Source organism: Haloterrigena sp. KLK7, assembly GCF_037914945.1.
Taxonomy (GTDB): Archaea; Halobacteriota; Halobacteria; order Halobacteriales; family Natrialbaceae; genus Haloterrigena; species Haloterrigena salinisoli.
Window position 1 is genome coordinate 2,753,158 of record NZ_CP149787.1, and the last position, 21,243, is coordinate 2,774,400.

At 65.7% G+C, this 21,243-nt stretch carries 19 protein-coding genes; 10 read left to right on the forward strand and 9 right to left on the reverse strand.

All coding sequences use genetic code 11. The features are described from left to right. Positions 1-751 precede the first annotated feature (751 nt). A complete protein-coding gene (locus tag WD430_RS13515) occupies positions 752-1,291 on the forward strand; it encodes an HAD-IA family hydrolase (RefSeq protein WP_339102963.1) in 540 nt (179 codons plus the stop codon). 4 nt (positions 1,292-1,295) lie between these two features. On the opposite strand, the gene WD430_RS13520 is transcribed toward WD430_RS13515, so the two are convergent. Beyond that, positions 1,296-1,529 (reverse strand): DUF5822 domain-containing protein, encoded by a 234-nt coding sequence (locus tag WD430_RS13520; protein WP_339102964.1) that lies wholly within the window; start codon positions 1,527-1,529, stop codon positions 1,296-1,298. 141 nt (positions 1,530-1,670) lie between these two features. Between WD430_RS13520 and panB the strand changes: the two genes are divergently transcribed. Beyond that, a complete protein-coding gene (panB, locus tag WD430_RS13525) occupies positions 1,671-2,483 on the forward strand; it encodes a 3-methyl-2-oxobutanoate hydroxymethyltransferase (protein ID WP_339102965.1) in 813 nt (270 codons plus the stop codon). A gap of 88 nt (positions 2,484-2,571) precedes the next feature. Here panB and WD430_RS13530 read toward each other — a convergent pair whose 3' ends face one another. After that, on the reverse strand, positions 2,572-3,366 hold the full coding sequence (locus WD430_RS13530; protein ID WP_339102966.1) for an alpha/beta hydrolase: 795 nt from the start codon (positions 3,364-3,366) through the stop codon (positions 2,572-2,574). 258 nt (positions 3,367-3,624) lie between these two features. On the opposite strand from WD430_RS13530, the gene WD430_RS13535 reads away from it, so the two are divergent. From WD430_RS13535 to WD430_RS13545, 3 genes are all read left to right on the forward strand, one after another. Further along, a complete protein-coding gene (locus WD430_RS13535) occupies positions 3,625-3,873 on the forward strand; it encodes an Hsp20/alpha crystallin family protein (protein ID WP_339102967.1) in 249 nt (82 codons plus the stop codon). Then, positions 3,870-6,134 (forward strand): CDC48 family AAA ATPase, encoded by a 2,265-nt coding sequence (locus WD430_RS13540; RefSeq protein ID WP_339102968.1) that lies wholly within the window; start codon positions 3,870-3,872, stop codon positions 6,132-6,134. The genes WD430_RS13535 and WD430_RS13540 overlap by 4 nt, the downstream gene beginning before the upstream one ends. A gap of 679 nt (positions 6,135-6,813) precedes the next feature. Beyond that, positions 6,814-8,487, forward strand: a complete 1,674-nt coding sequence (locus WD430_RS13545) for a PQQ-binding-like beta-propeller repeat protein (protein ID WP_339102969.1) — start codon at positions 6,814-6,816, stop codon at positions 8,485-8,487. A gap of 198 nt (positions 8,488-8,685) precedes the next feature. On the opposite strand, the gene WD430_RS13550 is transcribed toward WD430_RS13545, so the two are convergent. The 5 genes from WD430_RS13550 to WD430_RS13570 all read right to left on the reverse strand — a co-directional run bounded on the left by WD430_RS13550 (position 8,686) and on the right by WD430_RS13570 (position 13,819). After that, entirely contained in the window at positions 8,686-9,969 is a 1,284-nt protein-coding gene (locus tag WD430_RS13550) for an MFS transporter (protein ID WP_339102970.1), read from the reverse strand. A gap of 144 nt (positions 9,970-10,113) precedes the next feature. Continuing rightward, entirely contained in the window at positions 10,114-10,593 is a 480-nt protein-coding gene (bcp, locus tag WD430_RS13555) for a thioredoxin-dependent thiol peroxidase (RefSeq protein WP_339102971.1), read from the reverse strand. Between the two features lie 285 nt (positions 10,594-10,878). After that, complete coding sequence (locus WD430_RS13560; RefSeq protein ID WP_339102972.1) at positions 10,879-11,907, reverse strand: hypothetical protein; 1,029 nt, start codon at positions 11,905-11,907, stop codon at positions 10,879-10,881. Next, entirely contained in the window at positions 11,904-13,079 is a 1,176-nt protein-coding gene (gene priS / locus WD430_RS13565; protein WP_339102973.1) for a DNA primase small subunit PriS, read from the reverse strand. Before priS ends, WD430_RS13560 begins: the two co-directional genes overlap by 4 nt. A gap of 263 nt (positions 13,080-13,342) precedes the next feature. Then, complete coding sequence (locus WD430_RS13570; protein WP_339102974.1) at positions 13,343-13,819, reverse strand: N-acetyltransferase; 477 nt, start codon at positions 13,817-13,819, stop codon at positions 13,343-13,345. Positions 13,820-14,090: 271 nt separating this feature from the next. Between WD430_RS13570 and WD430_RS13575 the strand changes: the two genes are divergently transcribed. The 4 genes from WD430_RS13575 to WD430_RS13590 all read left to right on the forward strand — a co-directional run bounded on the left by WD430_RS13575 (position 14,091) and on the right by WD430_RS13590 (position 18,965). Continuing rightward, positions 14,091-14,573 carry an archease gene (locus tag WD430_RS13575; protein ID WP_339102975.1) on the forward strand — a complete coding sequence of 161 codons (483 nt, stop codon included), beginning with the start codon at positions 14,091-14,093 and terminating at the stop codon, positions 14,571-14,573. A gap of 164 nt (positions 14,574-14,737) precedes the next feature. Next, the gene (locus tag WD430_RS13580; RefSeq protein ID WP_339102976.1) at positions 14,738-15,850 is read left to right on the forward strand and encodes a DoxX family protein; all 1,113 of its coding nucleotides are present in this window, start codon (positions 14,738-14,740) and stop codon (positions 15,848-15,850) included. A gap of 118 nt (positions 15,851-15,968) precedes the next feature. Continuing rightward, a complete protein-coding gene (locus WD430_RS13585) occupies positions 15,969-17,435 on the forward strand; it encodes an RtcB family protein (protein ID WP_339102977.1) in 1,467 nt (488 codons plus the stop codon). 273 nt (positions 17,436-17,708) lie between these two features. After that, on the forward strand, positions 17,709-18,965 hold the full coding sequence (locus tag WD430_RS13590; RefSeq protein ID WP_339102978.1) for a transposase: 1,257 nt from the start codon (positions 17,709-17,711) through the stop codon (positions 18,963-18,965). Between the two features lie 122 nt (positions 18,966-19,087). Here WD430_RS13590 and WD430_RS13595 read toward each other — a convergent pair whose 3' ends face one another. Next, positions 19,088-19,303 (reverse strand): hypothetical protein, encoded by a 216-nt coding sequence (locus WD430_RS13595; RefSeq protein ID WP_339102979.1) that lies wholly within the window; start codon positions 19,301-19,303, stop codon positions 19,088-19,090. Positions 19,304-19,405: 102 nt separating this feature from the next. Next, on the reverse strand, positions 19,406-20,068 hold the full coding sequence (locus WD430_RS13600; protein ID WP_339102980.1) for a helix-turn-helix domain-containing protein: 663 nt from the start codon (positions 20,066-20,068) through the stop codon (positions 19,406-19,408). 151 nt (positions 20,069-20,219) lie between these two features. Between WD430_RS13600 and moaA the strand changes: the two genes are divergently transcribed. Further along, positions 20,220-21,215, forward strand: coding sequence for a GTP 3',8-cyclase MoaA (gene moaA, locus WD430_RS13605; protein WP_339102981.1), 996 nt, complete (start codon positions 20,220-20,222; stop codon positions 21,213-21,215). Positions 21,216-21,243: the final 28 nt, after the last annotated feature.

The window sequence follows — 21,243 nt, forward strand, 5'->3', positions numbered from 1 at the left end:
GGCGTCTCGTTGTGGTCCTCGGACTCGCTCGAGGCGACTGTACATACGGACGGTCGCTGGAACCGTTCCGATCCCGGATTTGGCCTGCGGTGGCGCGCGCTGTCGGGTGGTCGAGCGAGAGCGAGGGGCTCCAACGGAACTGCGCGAGGGATGAGCGACCGGAGCGCGGCGCGACGCGCCGCGGTGAAGCGAACGGCGCGAGCCGTGCGCCTCGGAGGGAGCGTTAGCGCGGAACCGACGGTTCCGCGAACCACGCGAGTAGTGCGAGACCGAAGGTCTCGCATACCGTGCGAACGGCGGCGTTGCCGCCGTGAGCAGACGGGCCGGTAGCCCGCGAGCAGAAATCGGCTGGAGAGGACGTGGAAATCCCTGATGCCACGCCAGCAGAACGCTTCTTCCCGCCACAATTCCCCTCGAGCACACCAACGAGTAGTTTCCTGACCTGTGGATTCGGGAGGAGGAACGGTCGAAACGAAGCGACCTGCTATCATGGCAACGGGGATCGCCACACCCTCCCCAGCCGATTCGCTCGCTCCCTAGAGTCGCTCGCTCATCCCTCGCGCGGCGTCGCCGATCGCCCCTCACACTCGTTCGGACCGATCGACAGCGCGCGCCACTGCACGCCGGTTGCCCGGTTCCGAGTTCGCCGTTCTCAGTCGTAGTAAGTGCGAGCGGGAAGACGGGTCTCAGCCCCATACGTCGGTTCGCGGAGACCGAAGTCACTATTCGCCTCCCGAACCTATCTACGGACGTGACAGCCTACGACGCCGTCGTCTACGATCTCGATGGAACGCTCGCCGAGCTCGACGTCGACTGGGACGCCGTCGCCGTCGACGTCCTCGAGGTCTACGAGAACGCCGATATCGAGCCGCCGAGCCGGGAACTGTGGGACCTGCTCGACGCCGCGAGCGACGTCGGTCTCGGAGCCGACGTCGAGTCGACGATCGCCGCCCACGAGCGCGCGGGCGCCGAGACCGCCCCGCGGCTGGCCCACGCCGACGAACTCCTCGAGCGGACGGTCCCCGTCGGCGTCTGTTCGCTGAACTGCGAGGCGGCCTGTCGGATCGCCCTCGAGGAACACGGCCTGACAGAAGCGGTCGACGCGGTGGTCGGCCGGGACACGGTCGCGACCCGAAAGCCGGATCCGGAACCGCTGCTCGAGGCGGTCGGCGAACTCGGCGTCGACCCCGAGCGAGCGCTGTTCGTGGGCGATTCCGACCGAGACCGAGTGACGGCCGAGCGTGCGGGCGTCGCCTTCGAGTTCGTCGGCGACGGCCCCTCGGGCGTCTGAGGAGTCAGGTCTGGTTGCGCTTCGCGTACGCGAAGACGACGAGAGCCGTGCAGAACCAGATCGGCGCGCCGACGCGGACCGCGAACGCCGCGCGGGCGCCCCAGCTGGGCAGGTCGGCGTTCACCGAGAGGAAGGCGACGATCGGCGCGCCGACGAGGATCGTGGCGACGAAGGTGACCTGCATCACCCAGCCGTAGTCGACCCCCTCGGGATCGGTCGTTTCGACGCGTTCTGGCACGACCGACAGTGGCGGCCCGTCCCTCTTAATAACCGCGTATTGGCGCGCCGCGTCGATCGCCGGCCGTCACGCGTCGTTCCCGTCCGACTGCGAGCGCGGCCGAAACGGTGCCATTTACTCCTCGGCGACGAACCTGTGCGTATGCCTACCGTGCGGGACGTCAGGGAGAAGGCAGGCGAGGAACCGATCACGATGCTGACGGCCTACGACGCGCCGGCGGCCGAAATCGTCGACGACGCGGGCGTCGATATCGTTCTCGTCGGCGACAGCGTCGGGAACGCCGTGCTGGGGTACGAGACGACGGTTCCCGTCACCGTCGACGGGATCGCTCACCACGTCGGCGCCGTCTCGCGGGCGACCGAGGACGCGCTGGTCGTCGCCGACATGCCGTTCCTCTCCTTCGGCGTCGACGAGGCGGACAGCCTCGAGAACGCCGGCCGGATGCTCAAGGAGGAGGGCGCGCAGGCGGTCAAACTCGAGAGCGGCCCCCACACCGTCGACCTCACCGAGAAGATGGTCCAGCTGGGCATTCCGGTGATGGCCCACCTCGGGCTGACGCCCCAGCACGTCAACCAGTACGGCGGCTACCCTCGGCAGGGGACCGATCAGGCGGCCGCCGAGCGGATGCTCGAGCTCGCCGTCGAACACGAGGAGGCGGGCGCGTTCGCGCTGGTGCTCGAGCACGTGCCGTCGAACGTCGCGGCCGAGATCACCGACGCCCTCGATATTCCGACCATCGGGATCGGCGCCGGCCCGGACTGCGACGGTCAGGTGCTCGTGTTCGACGACGCCGTCGGTCTCAGCGAGTGGACACCTTCCTTCTCCGAGCAGTTCGGGAACGTCCGCGCGGAGATGGAGTCGGCCGTCGACGACTACGTCGAAGCGGTCGAGTCCGGCGAGTTCCCGGCCGCGGAACACAGCCACGAGGAGAGCGACCTCGAGGACCTCTACTGAACGATCGCGTCTCGGTTTCGGCCGAGCTCCGATTCGCTTCGTTTCGTGCGAGACCGGCGGTCAGGACGTTCGCCGGCGGTCAGGACGTTCACTCCTCCGTTTCGTCGCGCTCGAAGACGATATCCAGAAACTCGGTGAGGGCGGCGTTGAACGCCGTCGGTTGTTCGACCATCGCCAGGTGGGCCGCGTCCTCGAGCTCCGCGATCCAGGCGTCGTCGATCTCCTCGGCGAGGTACTCGTGGTACCACGGCGGCGTCAGCTGGTCGTGCTCGCCGTAGACCGCCAGCGTGGGGACGTCGATCGCTCCGAGGTCGTCCCGCACGTCGAACTCGTGGCAGGTCAGAAAGTCGCGGTGGGTGACGGCCTGCCCGGTCTCGCGGAGCTGGTCCTGCGACTCCTCCTCCAGCTCCGGCTCGGGGTCGTGAAAGAGTCGATCCGATCCGTGGAGGAACTCGACGGCGCGCTCGAAGTCGTTGGCCAGCCAGTCGAGCAGGTCCTCGAGGACGCCGAGTCGGGCGCCGGTGCCGACGAGCACCGCCGCGTCGAGATCGGTGTCGCGTTCGATCAGGAGCTGCAGGGCGACCGCGCCGCCCAGGGAGTTGCCCACCAGGACGCGGCTGTCGGTCGCCTCGAGCACGGCCAGCACGTCGTCGACGTACGCCGAAAGCGTCGCGTAGCCGGCGCGGGCGTCGATGTCCTCGGAGTCGCCGTGGCCGCTCAGATCGAGCGTCACGATCGGGTTGCGATCGGCGAGGCGGTGCTGTGCGGACCAGACGTCGCGAGAGCCGCCGCTCCCGTGGACGAAACAGATCGGTGGCCCGTCCCCGCCGCGATCGGCGACCTCGTAGGCCGTCTCTCGGCCGTGGTGTGATACCGTTTCCATACGTAGTCGAACGACCGGCGCAGGGATAAAGACTCGAGGCGAGACACGACGCTCCGATCGGATTCGAGTCACTGGCGATCGAAACCGAGCGATGGCGCCACTGTCGAGTCGATCGATTCGGGACGACTCGAGGTCGATCGGCGACGCCCAATTGCTGTGAACCACGAACAGCGATCTCTAACGTTACCACCGAGCCGTCACCGGGTTAACGGGCGAAAGGTATATATAGTTCTAGAGCTTACTTTGGGTTAGTTGAAGATGACACTCGAACAATTCACCCGCGAAGAGGGGCAGGTAGCCCGCCGGTACGAGTACGACGACGAGACGGTGCTGGCCGTCGACTTCGGTACCGAGAACGCCGACGCGACGGTCGATCTCGTCGATGAGACGGTCATCGTCGTCCTCGGCGACGAGCAGTACGACCTCGAGCTGCCGGACGGTGCAGACGACGCGCACACGTTTATCAAAAACGGGGTCCTGACTGTCGAACTGGAGGGCGATCTATGAAACTCACCGTTAAACCACTGAAACAGAAGGACGCCGGCCGCGGACTCGCCGCGATCGATCGCGTCTCGATGCGCGAGCTCGACCTCGAGAACGGCGACTACATCGTCATCGAGGGCGCGGGCGACAGCCAGGCCGTCGCGCGCGTCTGGCCGGGTTACCCGGAAGACGAGGGGCGGGGAATCATTCGAATCGACGGCCGCCTCCGCCAGGAGGCCGACGTCGGGATCGACGACAACGTCAGCGTCGAAGCCGCGGACGTCAACCCCGCCAAGTCGGTGACGGTCGCGCTGCCCCAGAACCTCCGCATTCGCGGAGACATCGGGCCGCTCGTCCGCGACAAGCTGTCCGGACAGGCCGTCACCGAGGGCCAGACGGTACCGTTCTCGCTCTCGTTCGGCCCGATGGCCAGCTCCGGCCAGTCGGTGCCGCTGAAGATCGCGAGCACCTCGCCGTCGGGCACGGTCGTCATCACGGACTCGACGAACATCGAGATCTCCGAGACGCCGGCCGAGCAGGTCAGCTCCGGTAGCGGCGCGTCCGCCGAGGGCGTCCCGAACGTCACCTACGAGGACATCGGCGGCCTGGACGACGAACTCGACCAGGTCCGCGAGATGATCGAGCTACCGATGCGGCATCCCGAACTGTTCCAGCAGTTAGGGATCGAGCCGCCGAAGGGCGTCCTGCTGCACGGCCCGCCGGGCACCGGGAAGACGCTGATGGCGAAAGCCGTCGCCAACGAGATCGACGCCCACTTCGAGACGATCTCCGGCCCGGAGATCATGTCGAAGTACTACGGCGAGAGCGAGGAGAAGCTCCGCGAGGTCTTCGAGGAGGCCGAGGAGAACGCGCCCGCGATCGTCTTCATCGACGAACTCGACTCGATCGCCGCCAAGCGCGAGGACGCCGGCGGTGACGTCGAACGCCGCGTCGTCGCCCAGCTCCTCTCGCTGATGGACGGTCTCGAGGAGCGGGGCCGCGTCACCGTCATCGCCGCGACCAACCGCGTCGACGACATCGACCCCGCGCTCCGGCGCGGCGGTCGCTTCGACCGCGAGATCGAGATCGGCGTCCCCGACAAGGACGGCCGCAAGGAGATCCTGCAGGTCCACACCCGCGGGATGCCGCTTCAGGAGGGGATCGACCTCGACCGGTACGCCGAGAACACCCACGGCTTCGTCGGAGCCGACCTCGAGAGCCTCGCCCGCGAGGGCGCGATGAACGCGCTGCGACGCATCCGTCCCGATCTCGACCTAGAGGAGGACGAGATCGACGCCGAGGTCCTCGAGACGCTCGAGGTCACCGAGAGCGACTTCAAGGAGGCGCTCAAGGGAATCCAACCCTCCGCGATGCGCGAGGTCTTCGTCGAGGTCCCCGACGTCACCTGGAACGACGTCGGCGGCTTAGAGGACACCAAGGAGCGCCTCCGCGAGAACGTCCAGTGGCCGCTGGACTACCCCGAGGTGTTCGACGAACTGGACATGCAGGCCGCGAAGGGCGTCCTCATGTACGGCCCGCCGGGCACCGGGAAGACGCTGCTCGCCAAGGCCGTCGCCAACGAGGCCCAGTCGAACTTCATCTCGATCAAGGGCCCCGAACTGCTGAACAAGTACGTCGGGGAGTCCGAGAAGGGCGTCCGCGAGGTCTTCGAGAAGGCGCGGTCGAACGCACCGACCGTGATCTTCTTCGACGAGATCGACTCGATCGCGGGCCAGCGCGGTCGCCAGCAGGGCGACTCCGGCGTCGGCGAACGCGTCGTCTCCCAGCTGCTGACCGAACTCGATGGCCTCGAGGAACTCGAGGACGTCGTCGTGATCGCCACGACCAACCGACCGGACCTGATCGACAACGCCCTGCTCCGTCCCGGACGGCTGGACCGCCACGTCCACGTGCCCGTCCCCGACGAGGACGGCCGCCGGAAGATCTTCGAGGTCCACACCCGCGACAAGCCCCTGGCCGACGCGGTCGACCTCGACTGGCTGGCCGCGGAGACGGAGGGCTACGTCGGTGCCGACATCGAAGCGGTCACGCGCGAGGCCTCGATGGCCGCCAGCCGCGAGTTCATCAACTCGGTCGATCCCGAGGAGATGGCCGACACCGTCGGCAACGTCCGCATCAGCAAGGAGCACTTCGAGCACGCCCTCGAGGAGGTCAACCCGAGCGTGACCCCCGAGACGCGCGAGCAGTACGAGGAGATCGAAGAGCAGTTCGACACCGCCGAACCGGCCCAGGAAGAGGACCAGCTCGGCCGCACCTTCCAGTAAGGTCGACCTCGTAGCGGTCTTCGGTCGCGGTTTTTCGTTTTTAAGTGAACGAGACTCTCGTCCGATAGCGGAGCGTCTCGGACGGTGTGCTCGAGGGAAGCGGTACCGAAATAACGCGTTCTGCTATCGTGGCAACAGGGATTTCCACATCTCTCCCCAGCCGATTCGCTCAGTCGCTTCGCTCCCTCACTCATCCGACGGAAGACGCGGAGCGTCTTCCGAGCCGTTCGCTCATTTCATCTGCTCACGGCGCTTCGCGCCGTTCGCACGGTATGCGAGACCTCCGGTTTCGCACTATTCGCGAAGACCTCGCGGGGTTTCGGACCCCGGTTCGTCAGTGACTCACCGGGATCCAGCGCGCGCCACCGCGCGCCGGATAATCGAGCAGGCAACGGTAACGCCTCAGCCCGCATGTAACGCAGTGCGTCTCCCCGAGATAGTCCGCGGCGAGGAGCGGTCGTTCGGTACCCGCACGTGCGAATCGGATGATGGAGATCATACCGAAACCTGCGTGAGAGTTCAGACCGCGGGGGAGTTCGAGACACTTGCACAGCTAAAAACTCAGATTAACTACTAGATAGGGCTATGACTGTTCTCGTTTGAAACAATTATGTGGCCAAAAAGTAATTTTAATTGATACATATGATTATGACTGGCATTCGTACTGACTCGTGTAATTATGTGGAAACGTCGATCTGTACTGGCGACTGGGGCAGCGCTGTCGATCGGGACCGGACTCGCTTCAGTGGGGGCCGGAGCCGCCGAGGCCGACGTCGACGAGCTTCCGGACCCGGATCGCGATCCGGGACCGGACGAAGACTGGCCGTCACACCGAGGCGACCCCGGTCACGCCAGATACGTCGCGGACGGCCACGAGTTCGACGGGGGAGCACTCGAGGCCGCGTGGTCCGTCGCGGGTGCGGGCGCGGGTTCCGTCGCCGTCGCCGACGGGACGGTCTACACGTCGACCGACGACGGCGTCGTCGCCCTCGATGCGACGGACGGCACCGTCCACTGGGAGAACACGGAAGTGGATGCGAGCGATCCGTCGGTCGGCGGCGAGACCGTCTTCTTCTCGGGTGACGAAATCGTGGCGCTCGACCGGTCGGACGGAAGCATCCGCTGGGAGAGCGACTTCGATCCCGACGAGTCAATTACGAGTCAGACGGTGGCGTACGATGGCGTCTACACCGTCGTCGATGGCACGTTGTACGCCCTCGAAACCGACGACGGATCCGTTCGATGGAAAAAAGAGACGGTGACGGTCAAGTTACCGTACAGCGACGACGAGGACGAGTTCGAATTTATCACCGGCACCGCTGCAGCGAACGGCGTGGTCTACAGCGTCACAGGTGCAGGGCCGATCGCTCTCGAACCCGAGACCGGCACCGAAATCTGGCTCCACGGGGAAAAAACTCAAGTCCGACGCGATACCGTCCACGCGACGTCAGCAGCGGTCGCTTATGACGTCCGTGGCTCCAACGAGTCGTCATTGCACGATGTTCAAACGGGCGAGCGTATTGGCCTTGGCCACGGGACCCGCGAACTAGCGTTCGGCGAGGAAATATACGTCGGCGGCGGCAACGACCACGGGTACGGCGGCGGTTCGATCCGCGGTGACGAATACAGTTGGAGTCTCGACGTTCTGTACACCTACGGACAAGCCGTCATCAGCGGAGAAACCGTGTTCGCGTATCTCACTCGGAGCGGGGGCCCCCCGAATCCCGAGTGGCGGGACTACGACGAGCACCTCGTCGCCTTGAACAAGTACGACGGGTCCGTGAAGTGGGCGCTCTCGAGGGACGAGGCGCCGGTCGGATCGGTCCGTGCGATCAGCGGCGAGACGATCTACGTCGACCACGACGGCGATCTCGTGGCGCTTCGCGAAGAAACCGATACGGACGATCAGCCCGACGAGAACGACGACACGGACGGCGGAAACGACGAGAACGACGACACGGACGGCGAGGACAACAGCGACACGGGAGAAGACGAGTGCCCCTGTCCGGACGACGATCCGGCTGACGACAACGGCGGATCCGGGAGCGATGACAGCGGAACCGGGAGTGATGACAGCGGATCCGGGAAAGACGACGGTGGATCCGGTAGCGACAACGGAGCGTCTGTCGATGACGATGACGGCGATGTCGTGAACGGAACCGCCGGAAATGGGGACGCTGGAAACGAGACGAACGCTGGAAACGAGACGAACGCCGAGAACGACACTGACGCCGACAACGTGCCCGGCTTCACGACCGGTAGCGGGCTTCTCGGCGGGGCGCTCGGCCTCGAGTGGCTGCGCCGGAAGGCCAGCGTCGACGAATCGACCGGCGTGAACGAACCGTCCGAGTAAGGGGACCCCGGGTCGGGCAAGTCAGGACGAGATCACTGAACAACGTATCGGGATCCTCGTCTTTCCGATTACGTTTTCACCGTGTCAGACGGCCCAGATTCCCGCTACTGGGCGTTTACCGGACTTCGAGCGAAGACGAACCAATTCGGCCGCTGACTCGAGTCGAGCCGACCGCGACGGCCTCGATCTCGCACCTAGTCAGTCGTCGGCAGCGGTCGTCGATTCCGTCGAGGCCGACTCGCTGCCCGGCTCCGGTCCGACCAGCAGTTTTAGCGCGATCGCGGCGCCGAGGAGCGCGATCGCCGCGAGCGTCGCGAACAGCGCCGCGATCGTGGCGTGGTCCAGCAGGAACCCGCCGAGGGCGATGCTGAGCGAGCCGAGCCCGAACATCCCGAGGTAGGTGTAGCCGTAGGAGAGCCCGCGGCCGTCCGGCGGCGTGTAGACCGCGACGGCCTCCTGATAGAACGGTTCGATCGCGAACAGCGCGAAGCCCAGGACGGTACAGTACAGCAGAACGGGCGCGAGTCCCATCGCGGACACCGGGACGAACGCGACGGCGAGTACCGCGAGACCGACGAAGACGACCACCAGCCCGCGGGCGACGGGGACGCGGCTGGTCAGTTTCCCGGCGACGTACTGGCCGGCCATCCCCGCGACGAGCAGCGCGACGTAGAAGTAGTCGCCCAGCGAGAGCTCCTCGAGCGCGGCCGGCGGTTCGATCCCCGCCATCGCCGGGAGGCCGTTCAGGAGCTCCGGCAGGTAGGTGAGGACGCCGCGGTAGTAGAGGCCGACGACCGTGACGACGGCGAAGACCAGCAGGAAGGGACCCGCGAACAGCGATCGAGAGTTCGAGACGAACTCTGTCGGGGAGAGCGAGTCGTTCGACGCGCCGGCGGCGGTCCCGTCGTCGTCCGCGACGGCCGCCGTCGGGTCGAACCGGGCTCGGAGCCCGTACAGCGTGGCGAACGCGCCGGGAACCGCCAGTGCGACGGCGACGATCCGCCAGTCCGTGACGAGCAACAGCGTCGCGGTCGCGAACGGGCCGAGCGCGATGCCGACGTTGCCGGCGATGCCGTGCCAGGCGAACACCGTCCCGCGCTCCTCGACGCCGGTGCTGATCAGCGCGAGGCCCGCGGGGTGGTAGATGCTTGCGAGGATCCCCCAGCAGAGCAGGCTGGCCGCGACGGCGTAGATCGACGGCGCGACCGCCAGCGTCGCGAAGGAGAGGCTCATCCCCGCGAGACAGACCAGCACGAGCCGTTTCGGGCCGTACCGGTCGGCGAGCAGTCCGGCCGGGAGCGCGCCGAGACCGAACGGCGCGTAGCCGATGGCGACGATGAGGCCGACCAGTGCCACGGAGACGTCGAACGCCTCGAGCCAGACGACCAGGAAGATCGGAATCGCCAGTTCGAACCAGTGGACGGTCGCGTGGGCGAGCATCGCGAAGGCCGCGATCGACCGGTCGTTGTCGTTCAGCGCCATTGGTCAGTCGATACTGGGCGGTTCGTGCCCGTCTACTTCAGCGCTCGGAAACGGCCGGCTCACGCGTCCGAAAAACGAAGAGAGCGTGATGGGGATGAGACCCAGTTGTGCCAGCTCAGCGTGCGCTGACGGGTGTGGTCCCGCTCAGGGCGTGACTTCGGCCGACGCGTCCTCGAGGTCCGCGAGGACGTCCTCGGCGTGTCCCTCCGGCGTGACGCCCTCGTAGACCGCCTCGACGCGGCCGTCGGGGCCGACGACGTAGGTGTTGCGGAAGACGCCGTCGAACGTGTTGCCGAACATCTGCTTTTCGCCGTAGGAGTCGTAGAGCGTCGCGACCTCGCCCATCTCGTCCGAGAGGAGGTCGAACTCGAGGTCGTAGTCGTCGGCGAACGACTCGAGGTCCGCGACGGGATCGTCGCTGATTCCGACGATGTTGACGCCGCGGTCGTCGAAGTCGGGTTTCGCGTCGTTGAACCCGCAGGCCTCGGTCGTGCAGCCGTCGGTGTTCGCCCGCGGATAGAAGTAGACGACGAGCCGCTCGCCCTCGAAATCGGAGCGCCGGACGGTCTCGCCGTGCTGGTTGGGCAGTTCGAACTCGGGTGCTTCGTCGCCGACGTCGAGCATGGGGGTGGGTTAGCGACGGCAGACGTATGCGTTGTGGTTTCGATCGGATTGGGTTCGTACACGGGAGAGATCGAGTAGCGCTCGGGTCCGAGAACCCGCTTCGGTGGCGTGCGCCGTCGGTGAGCCGAGCGATAGAACCAGGAATCGATCGAACGACATCCGGCGGCGGATTGACGGGGTGTTCGACTCCGTCTGGCGACTAGGGATCGCCACGCCCTCCCTGGCCGATTCGTTCGCTCGCGCTACTCGCTCACTCGTCTCTCGCACGTCAGTCTCGGTCGCCGCTCACTCGAGCGGTTCGGCGGCGTCCTGCTCGAGCAGCGGATCCGCGTTCTGCTCGGGGAGGGTGACGATATCGTCGCTCGAGAGGGAGTACTCGCGGTCGTCGACGCCGAGAATCGAGCCGACGTCGCGGGTGATCCGGACGGTGACGCGGTCGACGTCGTCCCCAGACGCGTCGTCGTCCGTCGCGTCGGGATCGGTCGGTGCGGTGTCCGGACTGTCCCCGGACAGGGCGTTTGGAGGCGCCTCCCCCGGTTCCGGCGGCGACTCTCCGGCGGCCTCGTCACCGAGGTCCGGTCCGTCCCCGCCCATGACGTCCGCGGGCGTCACGCCGCTCGAGTCGCCGGATCCGGACCCGGGAGCAGTAGTAGCGCCAGTGTCGGCGTCCGCGTCAGCAGGCGGTTCCTGTGGCGGCACCGGCGGTGCGTCGTCGTCGGCCGTCTCGGCTGGCGGCGAGTCGCGGTCGCTCGCGGTCCCGGGATCGGCCATCGGGTCGGCGGCCGTCGGATCCGTGCCGGGTGCGGGGCTCGAGTCGGCCCGCGTCGGATCGGTGGCGTTCCGGGGCCCACCGGCGGGTCCGGCTTCGGTCCCCTCACTCCCCGCTGGGGCTTCGGTCTCGCCGTCGCCCGCGGCGTCCTCGGTCTCGACGCCCTCGAGGACGTCGAGGACGCGGGACTTGTTCGAACCGATCCGATCGACGAGATCGTCGAAGAGGTCGGCCTCCTCGGCGGTGAGTCCGTCGTCGTCGGCCGGCATCCCGGCCGCGGCGAGGCTGGCCTGCTTGACGAGTTTGCCCATTCGGCGCTCGTAGATCGCCTCGACGACGTCCTTGGCGGTCTCGATCTCGTCGGTCAGCCGACCGACCTCGGGCGAGGAGAAGGGGTCGTCGCTCTCCTCGGCGACGCGGTCACGCTCGTCCTCTAAGTCGGCGATGTACTCGCCGACCTCCTGGTAGAACGAGGGGCGCAGATTCTGGAGGCTGTCCTTCTGGCGCTCCTTGCTCTGGACCGAACGTAACTCGTCTAGATTCATTCTTTCTCCTTCTCCGCGCGGCCGCGTGCCATCAGGAACACGGCGACGTACTCGGGTAGTGACTGGTCACCCTCGGTGACCGTAAAGCTGTCTCCTCCGAGCTCGACCTCGCCGGGGTCGGTCACGTCGACGGTGATCTCGTGGCCCCGGAACGTGTCGGGGACGGCGTCGACCAGCGGATCGAACGCGTCGATCTCGTCGCGCTCGAGGCGCACCGTTTTCAGGCCGCTGCCGCCGTGGAGACTGCCCGGCAGTCGGATCAGCCGGTTCGTGTCGGTCGTGACGGGTTCGTCGATCGGCGCGTTGTCGTCGTCGACCGCGCGCTCGGCGAAGCGTTCGGCCAACTGCGAGACCGCCGTGTGGACCGTGACGTTGCCCGCCGCGAGCTGCTCGCGGTTGTTGCGCGCGGCGTTGAGCGTCGCTTGGGCCTTTCCTTCTCCGATGCCGTCGAACGCCTGGAGGCGGTCGAGGGCGTCGTCGTCGTCCATCTCCAGGAGGCCGTCGACGAACGTCATCAGGTGCGCGTGCGTGCGGGCGCCCCACCCGCCGTCGATCTCGAGCGTTCGGCGCTCGGTCGGCGTCTTCCGGCCCAGCCCCGCGACGGTCTCGGTCTCGATCAGTTCCTCGTACTCGAGGCCGATCCCGCGGACGTAGTCGACGATCTCCCGGCGGTGTTCTCGGTCCAGGCCCAGGACGGTCTCGTCGCGCACGTGAACGTGGTACCCGCGGCCGCCGGAGAAGACGATCTCGAGGTCCTCGAAACCGAAATCGGTCTCGAGGAAGTCGAGCAGCCGAAACAGGGCCGCCTTGCACTTCGCGAGCATCTCGGCGTAGCTGTCCTCGCCGAGGGTGACGCTCGGCAGGTGGTCTGCGTCCAGATCGAAGACGAGGTCCGCGGACTGCCAGTCCTTGGCGTTCATCGAGCTCGCGCCGGGGTCGCGAAAGCGCCCGGCGGAGAAGTAGACGTGGCGCGGCCGCTTTCGGACGAGAAACTCCGAGAGGTCGCCCAGCTCGAGCAGCGAACGGTGGCGAACCATCGTCGTGTCGGGGCCCTCCGTCCAGGGAATGTAGCCCCACTCGCGCTCGTTGGCCGCAGGCGGCGGCGTGATCTCCGTCCGTCGGTAATGGTCGCGAAATCGCCCCCGCAGATAGGCCCTCGTTCGCTCCTCCATACGACTCGAGTAGTCGTGGGTGGGGGCGTATAATCTTGCCGAATGTTCGACCCGATGGGAGGGGATCTCGAGACCGGCTAGCGCGACTCAACTGCCGATTGAGATCGCGGTGCGTTCTCAGCGGTGGGAAATCGAGCGTTACTGGACGTTCCTCGAGGAGACGGTCGAATCTACCGTTGGCGGTACCTCGGCGTGCGTTCGTTGCGACCGTCGTCCGGGGAGACGACGGGACGAGATCAGAGCGGAGTATCGATCGACCGCGGTCAGCGCCGCATCAGTTCCGAGATCTTGTCGGCGATGCCGACGTCGGAGCCGAGTTTCAGGTAGTAGGCGTCGCCGCCGTCCTCGTAGTAGTCGTCGATGCGGCGCTTGATCTCGAACCCGAGGTGTTCGTAGAACTGGAGGGCGTTCTCGTTGCTCGTCCGGGCGTGACACGTGATCGTGTCGTGGTCCTCCGCGACGCGCGCGATCAGTTGTTTGCCAATCCCCTGCCCCCGCAGGTCTGGCGAGACCGCCAGAAAGAGGATGTACCCGTCGCGGCGAACGGCCGCGAAGCCGACCAGATCGTCCTCCTGTACGTAACAGTGAACCTTGGAGCGACGATACGCGTCGGTAAAGAAGTCGTATCGCTGCTTGAGCACGCCTTCCTGACGGTTGATCTCCTCCTTCAGTTGCCAGGCTTCGTCGACGAAGTCGTCGCTCCCCGGCGCGACGACTCGACTGTCGATGTTGACGCTCACTACCTGGGTCTATCACCGTCGCCAATATAATTCCACCGGCAGTCAACGATACGTAACGTCAGACGTTCGTACTATCCGTTCGCCGGTTCGCACCTTCGATCTCGACCGCCTCTACCGATTGCGCCCGGGATCGACAGCAGGTTCGCGTCCCGACAGAACGCGACCGTCGTCGCTGCAACCACGACCGTCGTCGCTGCGGCCACGACCGTCCCCCCGCTCGCAGCCGAAACCGACGAGCATACCACACCGCCCGTCCAACCCTCGAGAAGCGATGACCAGCCAGCAGGGCGGACGGTTCGAACTGCGGAATCACACGGCCGACGTCGCGGTCGCGGCCAGCGGCGACGCGCTCGAGTCGGTCTTCGCCGCGGTCGCCGACGGACTGGCGGCCGCCTCCTGTGACGAGATTCCCGCCGAGTCGGGCGATCGATTCTCGCTGTCCGTGACCGCGGAGAACCGCGAGGCCCTGCTGTTCGACTACCTGGACGAACTGATCTACCTCCGGGACGTCCGCGCGGAACTCCCCGTCGACCACCGCGTCGAGGCGATCGAGGGACCGGAGCGCGACGGCGGGAACGCCGAACGCGACGGATGGACCCTCGAGGCCAGCGCCCGCGGCGTCCCCCTCGCCGACGTCGACGCCCGCGAGGTGAAGGCCGTGACCTACTCGGAGATGCGCCTCGAGCGCCGCGAGAGCCCGGACGCGGACGGGAGCGGAGACGAGTGGGAGGCCTACGTCGTCTTCGACGTCTGATCGTCCGCCGCTCGGCGACGGACACCCCCTCGAACGGAAAGCGGAGCCACTCGAGCGGAAACCGGCGTCGCACGAACGGGAATCAGAGTCACGCGAGCGGGAATCGACTCGGCGGAGCGTCTTCCGGGGGACGCATTTTCACCGTGGCACTCGTAGAAACGGTGATGGACGCTCCCCCGCGTCGACGTTCGATCGCTCGGCTCGTCGGTCCGGCAGCGCTCGTCGCGGCAGTGCTATTCGGCGCGATCGGGACGGCACGCGCACACGAAGAGTACGTCGTCGACGAGGAACGCGAGGTCGCCGCCGGCGAGTTCCTCCGCGAGGCGCTGACGGACCCGCTCGTCGTCGGACCGCTGCTGGCGGGTGCACTCGTCGTCCTCGCGGCGATCGGGAGCTATCTCGCCGTTCGCCCCGCGCAGCGAGACGTCGCGGCGTTCCGGGCCGCCATGCGGGAGTACACCGCGTACGTGCCCTGGCTGCTGCGGATCTCGATCGGCATCCCGCTGATCGGGGCCGGCTTCGGCGGCTACTTCATCAGTCCCGCGCTCGGTCTCGAGGCGCGACTCCTGCAGGTCGCGCTCGGCTTCCTCTTGCTGTTCGGGCTGGCGACGCGGCTCGTCGCCCTGCTCACGCTCGCCGCCTACCTCGTCGGCCTCGCGATCGACTCGGTCCTGCTGTTGCAACTCGAGTTCGTGCCCGGAACGCTGGCGATCGCGCTGCTCGGCGGCGGGCGACCGAGCGGCGATCACGTCCTCCAGCGAGTCGCCGGCGCGTCGGGAACGGTCTACGGGCGGTTCGATCCGATCTACGACTACGCGCGCGACTTTCAGGAGCGGATCGAGCCCTATCGCGCGTTCCTGCCGACGATCGTCCGCGTCGGCCTCGGCTGTACGTTCGTCTCGCTGGGCCTGGGCCAGAAGCTCCTGCGACCCGGCATCGCGCTCGCGGTGGTCGACCGATACGATCTGACCGCGGTCGTCCCCGCCGGCCCGGAGCTGTGGGTCCTCGGCGCGGGCCTCTCAGAAGTCGGTCTCGGACTCGCGCTCCTCGTGGGCTTCTTCACGCGGGCGAGCGCGGCGACGGCGATCGGCGTCTTCACGCTCACGCTGTTCGCGCTGCCCGACGATCCGGTGCTCGCACACGTCAGCCTCTTCGGACTGGCGTCGGCGTTGCTCATCACCGGGAGCGGTCCCTACGCCGTCGACGGCTGGCTCGAGAGATACGGGGCCGACAGGGGGGCCGATGAGCCGGACGCGGACGTATCGGGTACGGCGTGACGTCGCGGGTTCACGGCCGTTCCGTCCGCCGGGACGGTCCGCCGACGACAGCGGTGACGGCTCGCGAAGCCGACCCGAGAGACGAACACCTTTCATCGATGGCGCCCGACTCTCGAGTATGACCACCTTCGACGCCAACGGGATCACGCTCGAGAAAGTGCGTGAGTACGTCTGGGAGATTCCACGAGAGGGCGACATGCGCGCGCCAGCGCGGGTACTGGCCAGCGAGGCGCTGCTCGAGGAGATCAAGGAGGACAAGACCCTCGAACAGATCACGAACACGACTCACCTGCCCGGAATCACCAACTACGCGATCTGTATGCCCGACGGCCACCAGGGATACGGCTTCCCGGTCGGTGGGGTCGGTGCGCTGGACGCCGAGAACGGCTGTATTTCGCCGGGAGCGGTCGGCTACGACATCAATTGCGGCGTCCGGATGATGCGGACGAACCTGACCTACGACGAGCTCCAGGGTCGCGAGGAAGAGCTCGTCGACTCGCTATTTACCAACGTTCCGTCGGGTCTCGGCGGCGGCGGCATCGTCGAAGCCGGCGTCGACACCGTCGAGGAGATCCTCGAGCGCGGCGTCGACTGGGCGCTCGAGAACGGTCACGCCGTCGAGGAGGACCTGCTCCACTGCGAGGACGAGGGAATGCGCGAGGGCGCCGACGCCGACAAGGTCAGCCAGAAAGCCAAGGACCGCGGGAAGAACCAGATCGGCTCGCTCGGGTCGGGCAACCACTTCCTCGAGGTCCAGCGCGTCACGGACGTCTTCGACGAGGGCGTGGGCGACGCGTACGGCCTCGAGGAGGACCAGATCGTCGTCCTGATCCACTGTGGTTCCCGCGGGCTGGGCCACCAGACGTGTAACGACTACCTGCGGAAGATCGAACAGCAACACCAGGGGCTGCTGAACCAGCTCCCGGACAAGGAACTCGCGGCCGCGCCCGCGGGCTCGCAACTCGCCGAGGACTACTACGCGGCGATGAACGCGGCGATCAACTTCGCGTGGGTCAATCGGCAACTGATCATGCACCGCACGCGGAAGGTGTTCGAGCGCGTGTTCGGTCGGTCCTGGGAGGAGATGGACATGCACCTGCTGTACGACGTGGCCCACAACATCGCGAAGAAGGAGACCCATACGGTGAACGACGATGGTGAGCAGCGGGAACTCTACGTCCACCGCAAGGGCGCCACGCGAGCGTTCCCCGCGGGCCACCCCGAGGTCCCGAAAGCGTACCGCGACGTCGGCCAGCCGGTCATCATTCCGGGCAGCATGGGCGCCGGCAGCTACGTCCTCCGGGGCGGCGAGAACTCCATGGACCTCACCTTCGGTTCGACGGCCCACGGCGCCGGACGGCTGATGAGCCGCACGCAGGCGAAGAGCGAGTACTGGGGCGGCGACGTCCAGCAGGAACTCGAGGAGCAGGATCAGATCTACGTCAAGGCCCAGTCGGGCGCGACGGTCGCCGAGGAGGCCCCAGGGGTCTACAAGGACGTCGACGAGGTCGTCCGCGTCTCCGACGAACTCGGCATCGGTGACAAGGTCGCGCGGACGTTCCCGGTGTGTAACATCAAGGGCTGACGCATTCACGGTTCGCCTTACCCTCGAGATGGATGGGAGAACCGTGGTCGAATGAAATCCCTGTCCTCTCATTAATCAGAACTTTCGGCGAATACACGGCTCATCGGCCAGAATATTGGGTTCAGCGAACAGACTCCACATAGTACAGCGCAGAAACCCATGACTGGAGCAGTCGGAGGAAGCACGTCACTCGGGAAACCGACCATGCATTTAGACACGGTAGTTTTCTACTGAGATTATAGTTTTAAATAACATGACCTTCGTGTTTGATTTGTGGCGATCGTCAGGAACATCCAGATCAAGCTCGACGTCGCAGAGGACGACCACTCCGTCCTCAATGAGGTGTTCGAACAATTCCGCTATGCTGCACAGTACGTAGCAGACTACGGCTGGTCTGACGATCCAACCCAGATAATCGACAGTAAGAGCAAACTCAACGACGCGACGTACGCCGACGTACGCGAGGAAACGAACCTCACCGCAAACCACGTCCAAGCTGCTCGCAGTCTCGCTGCGAACGCACTCGGCAATTGTAGAGATCGTATCCTTGAAGACGGTAAGAAAGCAAGCAAACCCAACTTTCGCGGTAGCGTCGTCGTCTACGACGCTCGTACGATAACATACAACGACGACCATTGCACGTTGTCCACTGTGGATGGGCGCATCACCGCGGACTATGTTCTTCCAGATGAATCGTATGGAACACCATTCGCGGAATACTGGGAGGACGATGACTGGAAACGAGGAGAGGCTACGCTTCACAAGCGCGATGGGACGTACTACTTGCACGTCTCGATGAAAAAGGAACGAGACGGAGAGGCGTCTGCGACCAAGTACGGAGCGGTACTCGGCGTAGACCTGAACGTTGACGGCTATCTCGCCGTCGCCTCAACAGGCGCGTTCCTCGGTAACGCCGACTACCTCAATCACAAGCGTGCAGAGTACGAACGACGTCGCGGGAGTTTGCAGCAGACAGGCACTCGGAGCGCCCACTTAACACTAATGTCGATCGGAAATCGCTTCTCGAATTGGAGCGAAGACTACCTGCATCGCGTCGCTCTTGCACTGGTTCTCGAGGCACGGCGATACGATTGTGACGCGATAGCGTTCGAGAATCTGAAGCACATCCGTAAGCGCATCTCGAACGGGAGCAAATTCCAGCAATGGGCGTTTAAGAAGCTCCAAGACTTCGTCGAGTACAAGGCCGAAGAATATGGTATTCTTGTGGCTACTGTGAAGCCGCAGTACACGTCGCAGCGGTGCAGTCATTCGGAATGCGGGTTCACACACGAGGATAACCGTACCGGTGACGAGTTCGAGTGCCTGAACTGCGGCAAAGAACTGCACGCGGATTATAACGCGGCGCGAAACATAGCGTGGCGGCTTGTCCAGCACTGGCTCAAGTCTGGTGCTGGACGGGCGAATTGTCAGGTCGTCCTGAAGTCAGGGACGCTGAACGCGAACGGCGAGTATTCGTCTGCCACATCTTGTGGTCAGAGCGGGAGTCCACTGACAAGCCCATCGCTTTAGCGGTGGGTACCTGACTTCGATAACGGTGTGATGGGGTTCTCTGTCAGAGAAGGATCTCCTCTTAGTGGAAGCGAGACTCGCAAACAAGACGACTCTATGCCGTCCGTCGGGTCGGCACTGCGTTACTTCAGCCGATACGGGTTATCATCGTCGCCGTCGTCCTCGTCACCCTCGCTCTCGTAGGGCTTCCGGGCCGTGATCGTCACCGTCGCCTCGGGGTCGTCCTCGTCGGCCCACGGGCTGTCGTAGGCCGAAATCTCGAGATCCGTCACGTCCCACCCCTCCTCCTCGATGAGTTCGACCAGTCGCCGCTGGTCCTCGAGCATGTCCTCGTCCATACGTCTCCGTTCGTCGGTGCGCCGGGTAGTTCTTCCGCCGGTGGGTCGGCACCACGGCCGCTCGAGCGGTTTCGGCCGCGAGATCCGGAACGACGGTCCGAACTACTCGTCCCCGTGACCGACCGCGATGGCTTCCTCGACCAGCGTCAGGTGGGCCCGCCGGAGCCGCTCCGAGAGCGCCTGGTGGGAGACGTCGAGCTCGTCCGACAGCCCGTCCATGTCCGTCTCGCGCGGAATCTCGTAGTAACCCTGCTCGAGGGCCGCGACCAGCGTCTCGTACTGGGCGTCGGTCAGTCCGTACCGGCCCCGACGGTCGTCCTCGAGCCGGTGGATCTTCCGAACCTCGAGCGTCAGCCCCCGCTCGGTCGCGAAGTCGTAGGTGCTCGAGAGCGACTCGCGCTCGGGAAAGAGCACGCGGAACCGCCACTGGCGGTCCTCGACGCTGGCGTCCATGACCGTCGCCTGCTCCTCGGTCAGCAGGTGGAGGATGACGGTGACGTCGTCGACCCACTGCATTCGGTAGAGGCGCTCGTCGTCGAGGTCCGTCAACCGTTCCGCCGCCTCGACGGTGGGGTCGTCCGCGAGGGCGTCCTCGAGTCCGTCGAAGGTGGCGTCGTCGTCGGCGAACCAGACGTACGGCATCACGTGGTCGGGATCGTAGGCGACGACGCGCTCGATCTCGACGTCGAGGTCGGCCGTGGCCTCGAGCGTCTCCCGGAGCGCGAACTCCCGAGCCGGAATAGTTAGTTCCGCAATAGTACTCATGGCCGTCACCACCACGGCCACCACCATGAGTACTCGACTCGACGGGACCGTCGAATCCGTGCCGAGAGTCGGGCGATATCGCAACCGAAATCGGTTACGGAGGGTGGAAATATCCAGCGTGCTTAAGCGGATCCGGCTGCAACTCAGTAGCATGCTCACCGACGACTTCGGGCGGGAGGTAACTGGGGTTCGGGTCTCTCTCACCGATCGGTGTAACTTCGATTGCGTCTACTGTCACAACGAGGGGCTGGGTGACACCCGCGGGCCGATGGATCCACAGGACGACGAGATGTCGACCGACGACGTCGTCCGATTCCTCGAGGTCGCCGCCGAGTTCGACGTCGACGCGGTGAAGTTCACCGGCGGCGAGCCGATGCTCCGCCAGGACTTAGCGGAGATCATCGAACGCACGCCCGATTCGATGGAGGTCTCCCTGACAACCAACGGCACCTTCCTCCCCGGCCGCGCCCCGGATCTCGTCGACGCCGGCCTCGAGCGGGTCAACGTCTCCCAGGACGCGCTGGACCCGCAGGACTTCGCCGAGATCACGAAGAGCGGCGCCTACGAGAAGGTCCTCGAGGGCGTCGAGGCCGCGCTCGAGGCGGGGCTGGACCCGGTGAAGCTCAACATGGTCGTCTTCGAGCACACGGCGGGCTACGTGCCGGAGATGGTCGATCACGTCGCGGAAAACGAGGGCCTCCAGCTCCAGTTGATCGAGTACATGCCCGAACTGACGGGCAAGCCCGAGTGGAACGTCGACATCCAGCGGGTTCACGACTGGTTGGCCGAGCGGGCCGACGAGATCGAACACCGCGAGATGCACGACCGCAAGCGCTACTGGGTCGGCGGCGAGGCCGGGAGCGAAGACGGCGGCATGGTCGAGATCGTCGACCCCGTCGAGAACCCCACCTTCTGCGCGAACTGCCACCGCGTCCGGGTCACCCACGAGGGCTACCTGAAGGGCTGTCTCAACCGCAACGACGACCTCAAGTCGATGGGCGAGATGTCCAAACCCGAGATCCGCGAGGCGTTCCGCGACGTCGTCGCGAATCGGGTCCCCTATTACGGCGAGTACATGGTTCAAAACGACGACGGCGAGTGGGAACTGAACGACGAGTACCTCGAGGTCGAGCCGCCGGCGGACTGATCGCTGCTCGAGCCGATCGACCGCGAAC

Coding starts and splice junctions, on each gene's coding strand:
- panB (WP_339102965.1), top strand. CDS start 1,671: ATGCCTACCGTGCGGGACGTCAGGGAGAAGGCAGGCGAGGAACCGATC.
- WD430_RS13530 (WP_339102966.1), bottom strand. CDS start 3,366: ATGGAAACGGTATCACACCACGGCCGAGAGACGGCCTACGAGGTCGCC.
- WD430_RS13535 (WP_339102967.1), top strand. CDS start 3,625: ATGACACTCGAACAATTCACCCGCGAAGAGGGGCAGGTAGCCCGCCGG.
- WD430_RS13540 (WP_339102968.1), top strand. CDS start 3,870: ATGAAACTCACCGTTAAACCACTGAAACAGAAGGACGCCGGCCGCGGA.
- WD430_RS13545 (WP_339102969.1), top strand. CDS start 6,814: ATGTGGAAACGTCGATCTGTACTGGCGACTGGGGCAGCGCTGTCGATC.
- WD430_RS13550 (WP_339102970.1), bottom strand. CDS start 9,969: ATGGCGCTGAACGACAACGACCGGTCGATCGCGGCCTTCGCGATGCTC.
- bcp (WP_339102971.1), bottom strand. CDS start 10,593: ATGCTCGACGTCGGCGACGAAGCACCCGAGTTCGAACTGCCCAACCAG.
- WD430_RS13560 (WP_339102972.1), bottom strand. CDS start 11,907: ATGAATCTAGACGAGTTACGTTCGGTCCAGAGCAAGGAGCGCCAGAAG.
- priS (WP_339102973.1), bottom strand. CDS start 13,079: ATGGAGGAGCGAACGAGGGCCTATCTGCGGGGGCGATTTCGCGACCAT.
- WD430_RS13575 (WP_339102975.1), top strand. CDS start 14,091: ATGACCAGCCAGCAGGGCGGACGGTTCGAACTGCGGAATCACACGGCC.
- WD430_RS13580 (WP_339102976.1), top strand. CDS start 14,738: ATGGACGCTCCCCCGCGTCGACGTTCGATCGCTCGGCTCGTCGGTCCG.
- WD430_RS13585 (WP_339102977.1), top strand. CDS start 15,969: ATGACCACCTTCGACGCCAACGGGATCACGCTCGAGAAAGTGCGTGAG.
- WD430_RS13595 (WP_339102979.1), bottom strand. CDS start 19,303: ATGGACGAGGACATGCTCGAGGACCAGCGGCGACTGGTCGAACTCATC.
- WD430_RS13600 (WP_339102980.1), bottom strand. CDS start 20,068: ATGAGTACTATTGCGGAACTAACTATTCCGGCTCGGGAGTTCGCGCTC.
- moaA (WP_339102981.1), top strand. CDS start 20,220: ATGCTCACCGACGACTTCGGGCGGGAGGTAACTGGGGTTCGGGTCTCT.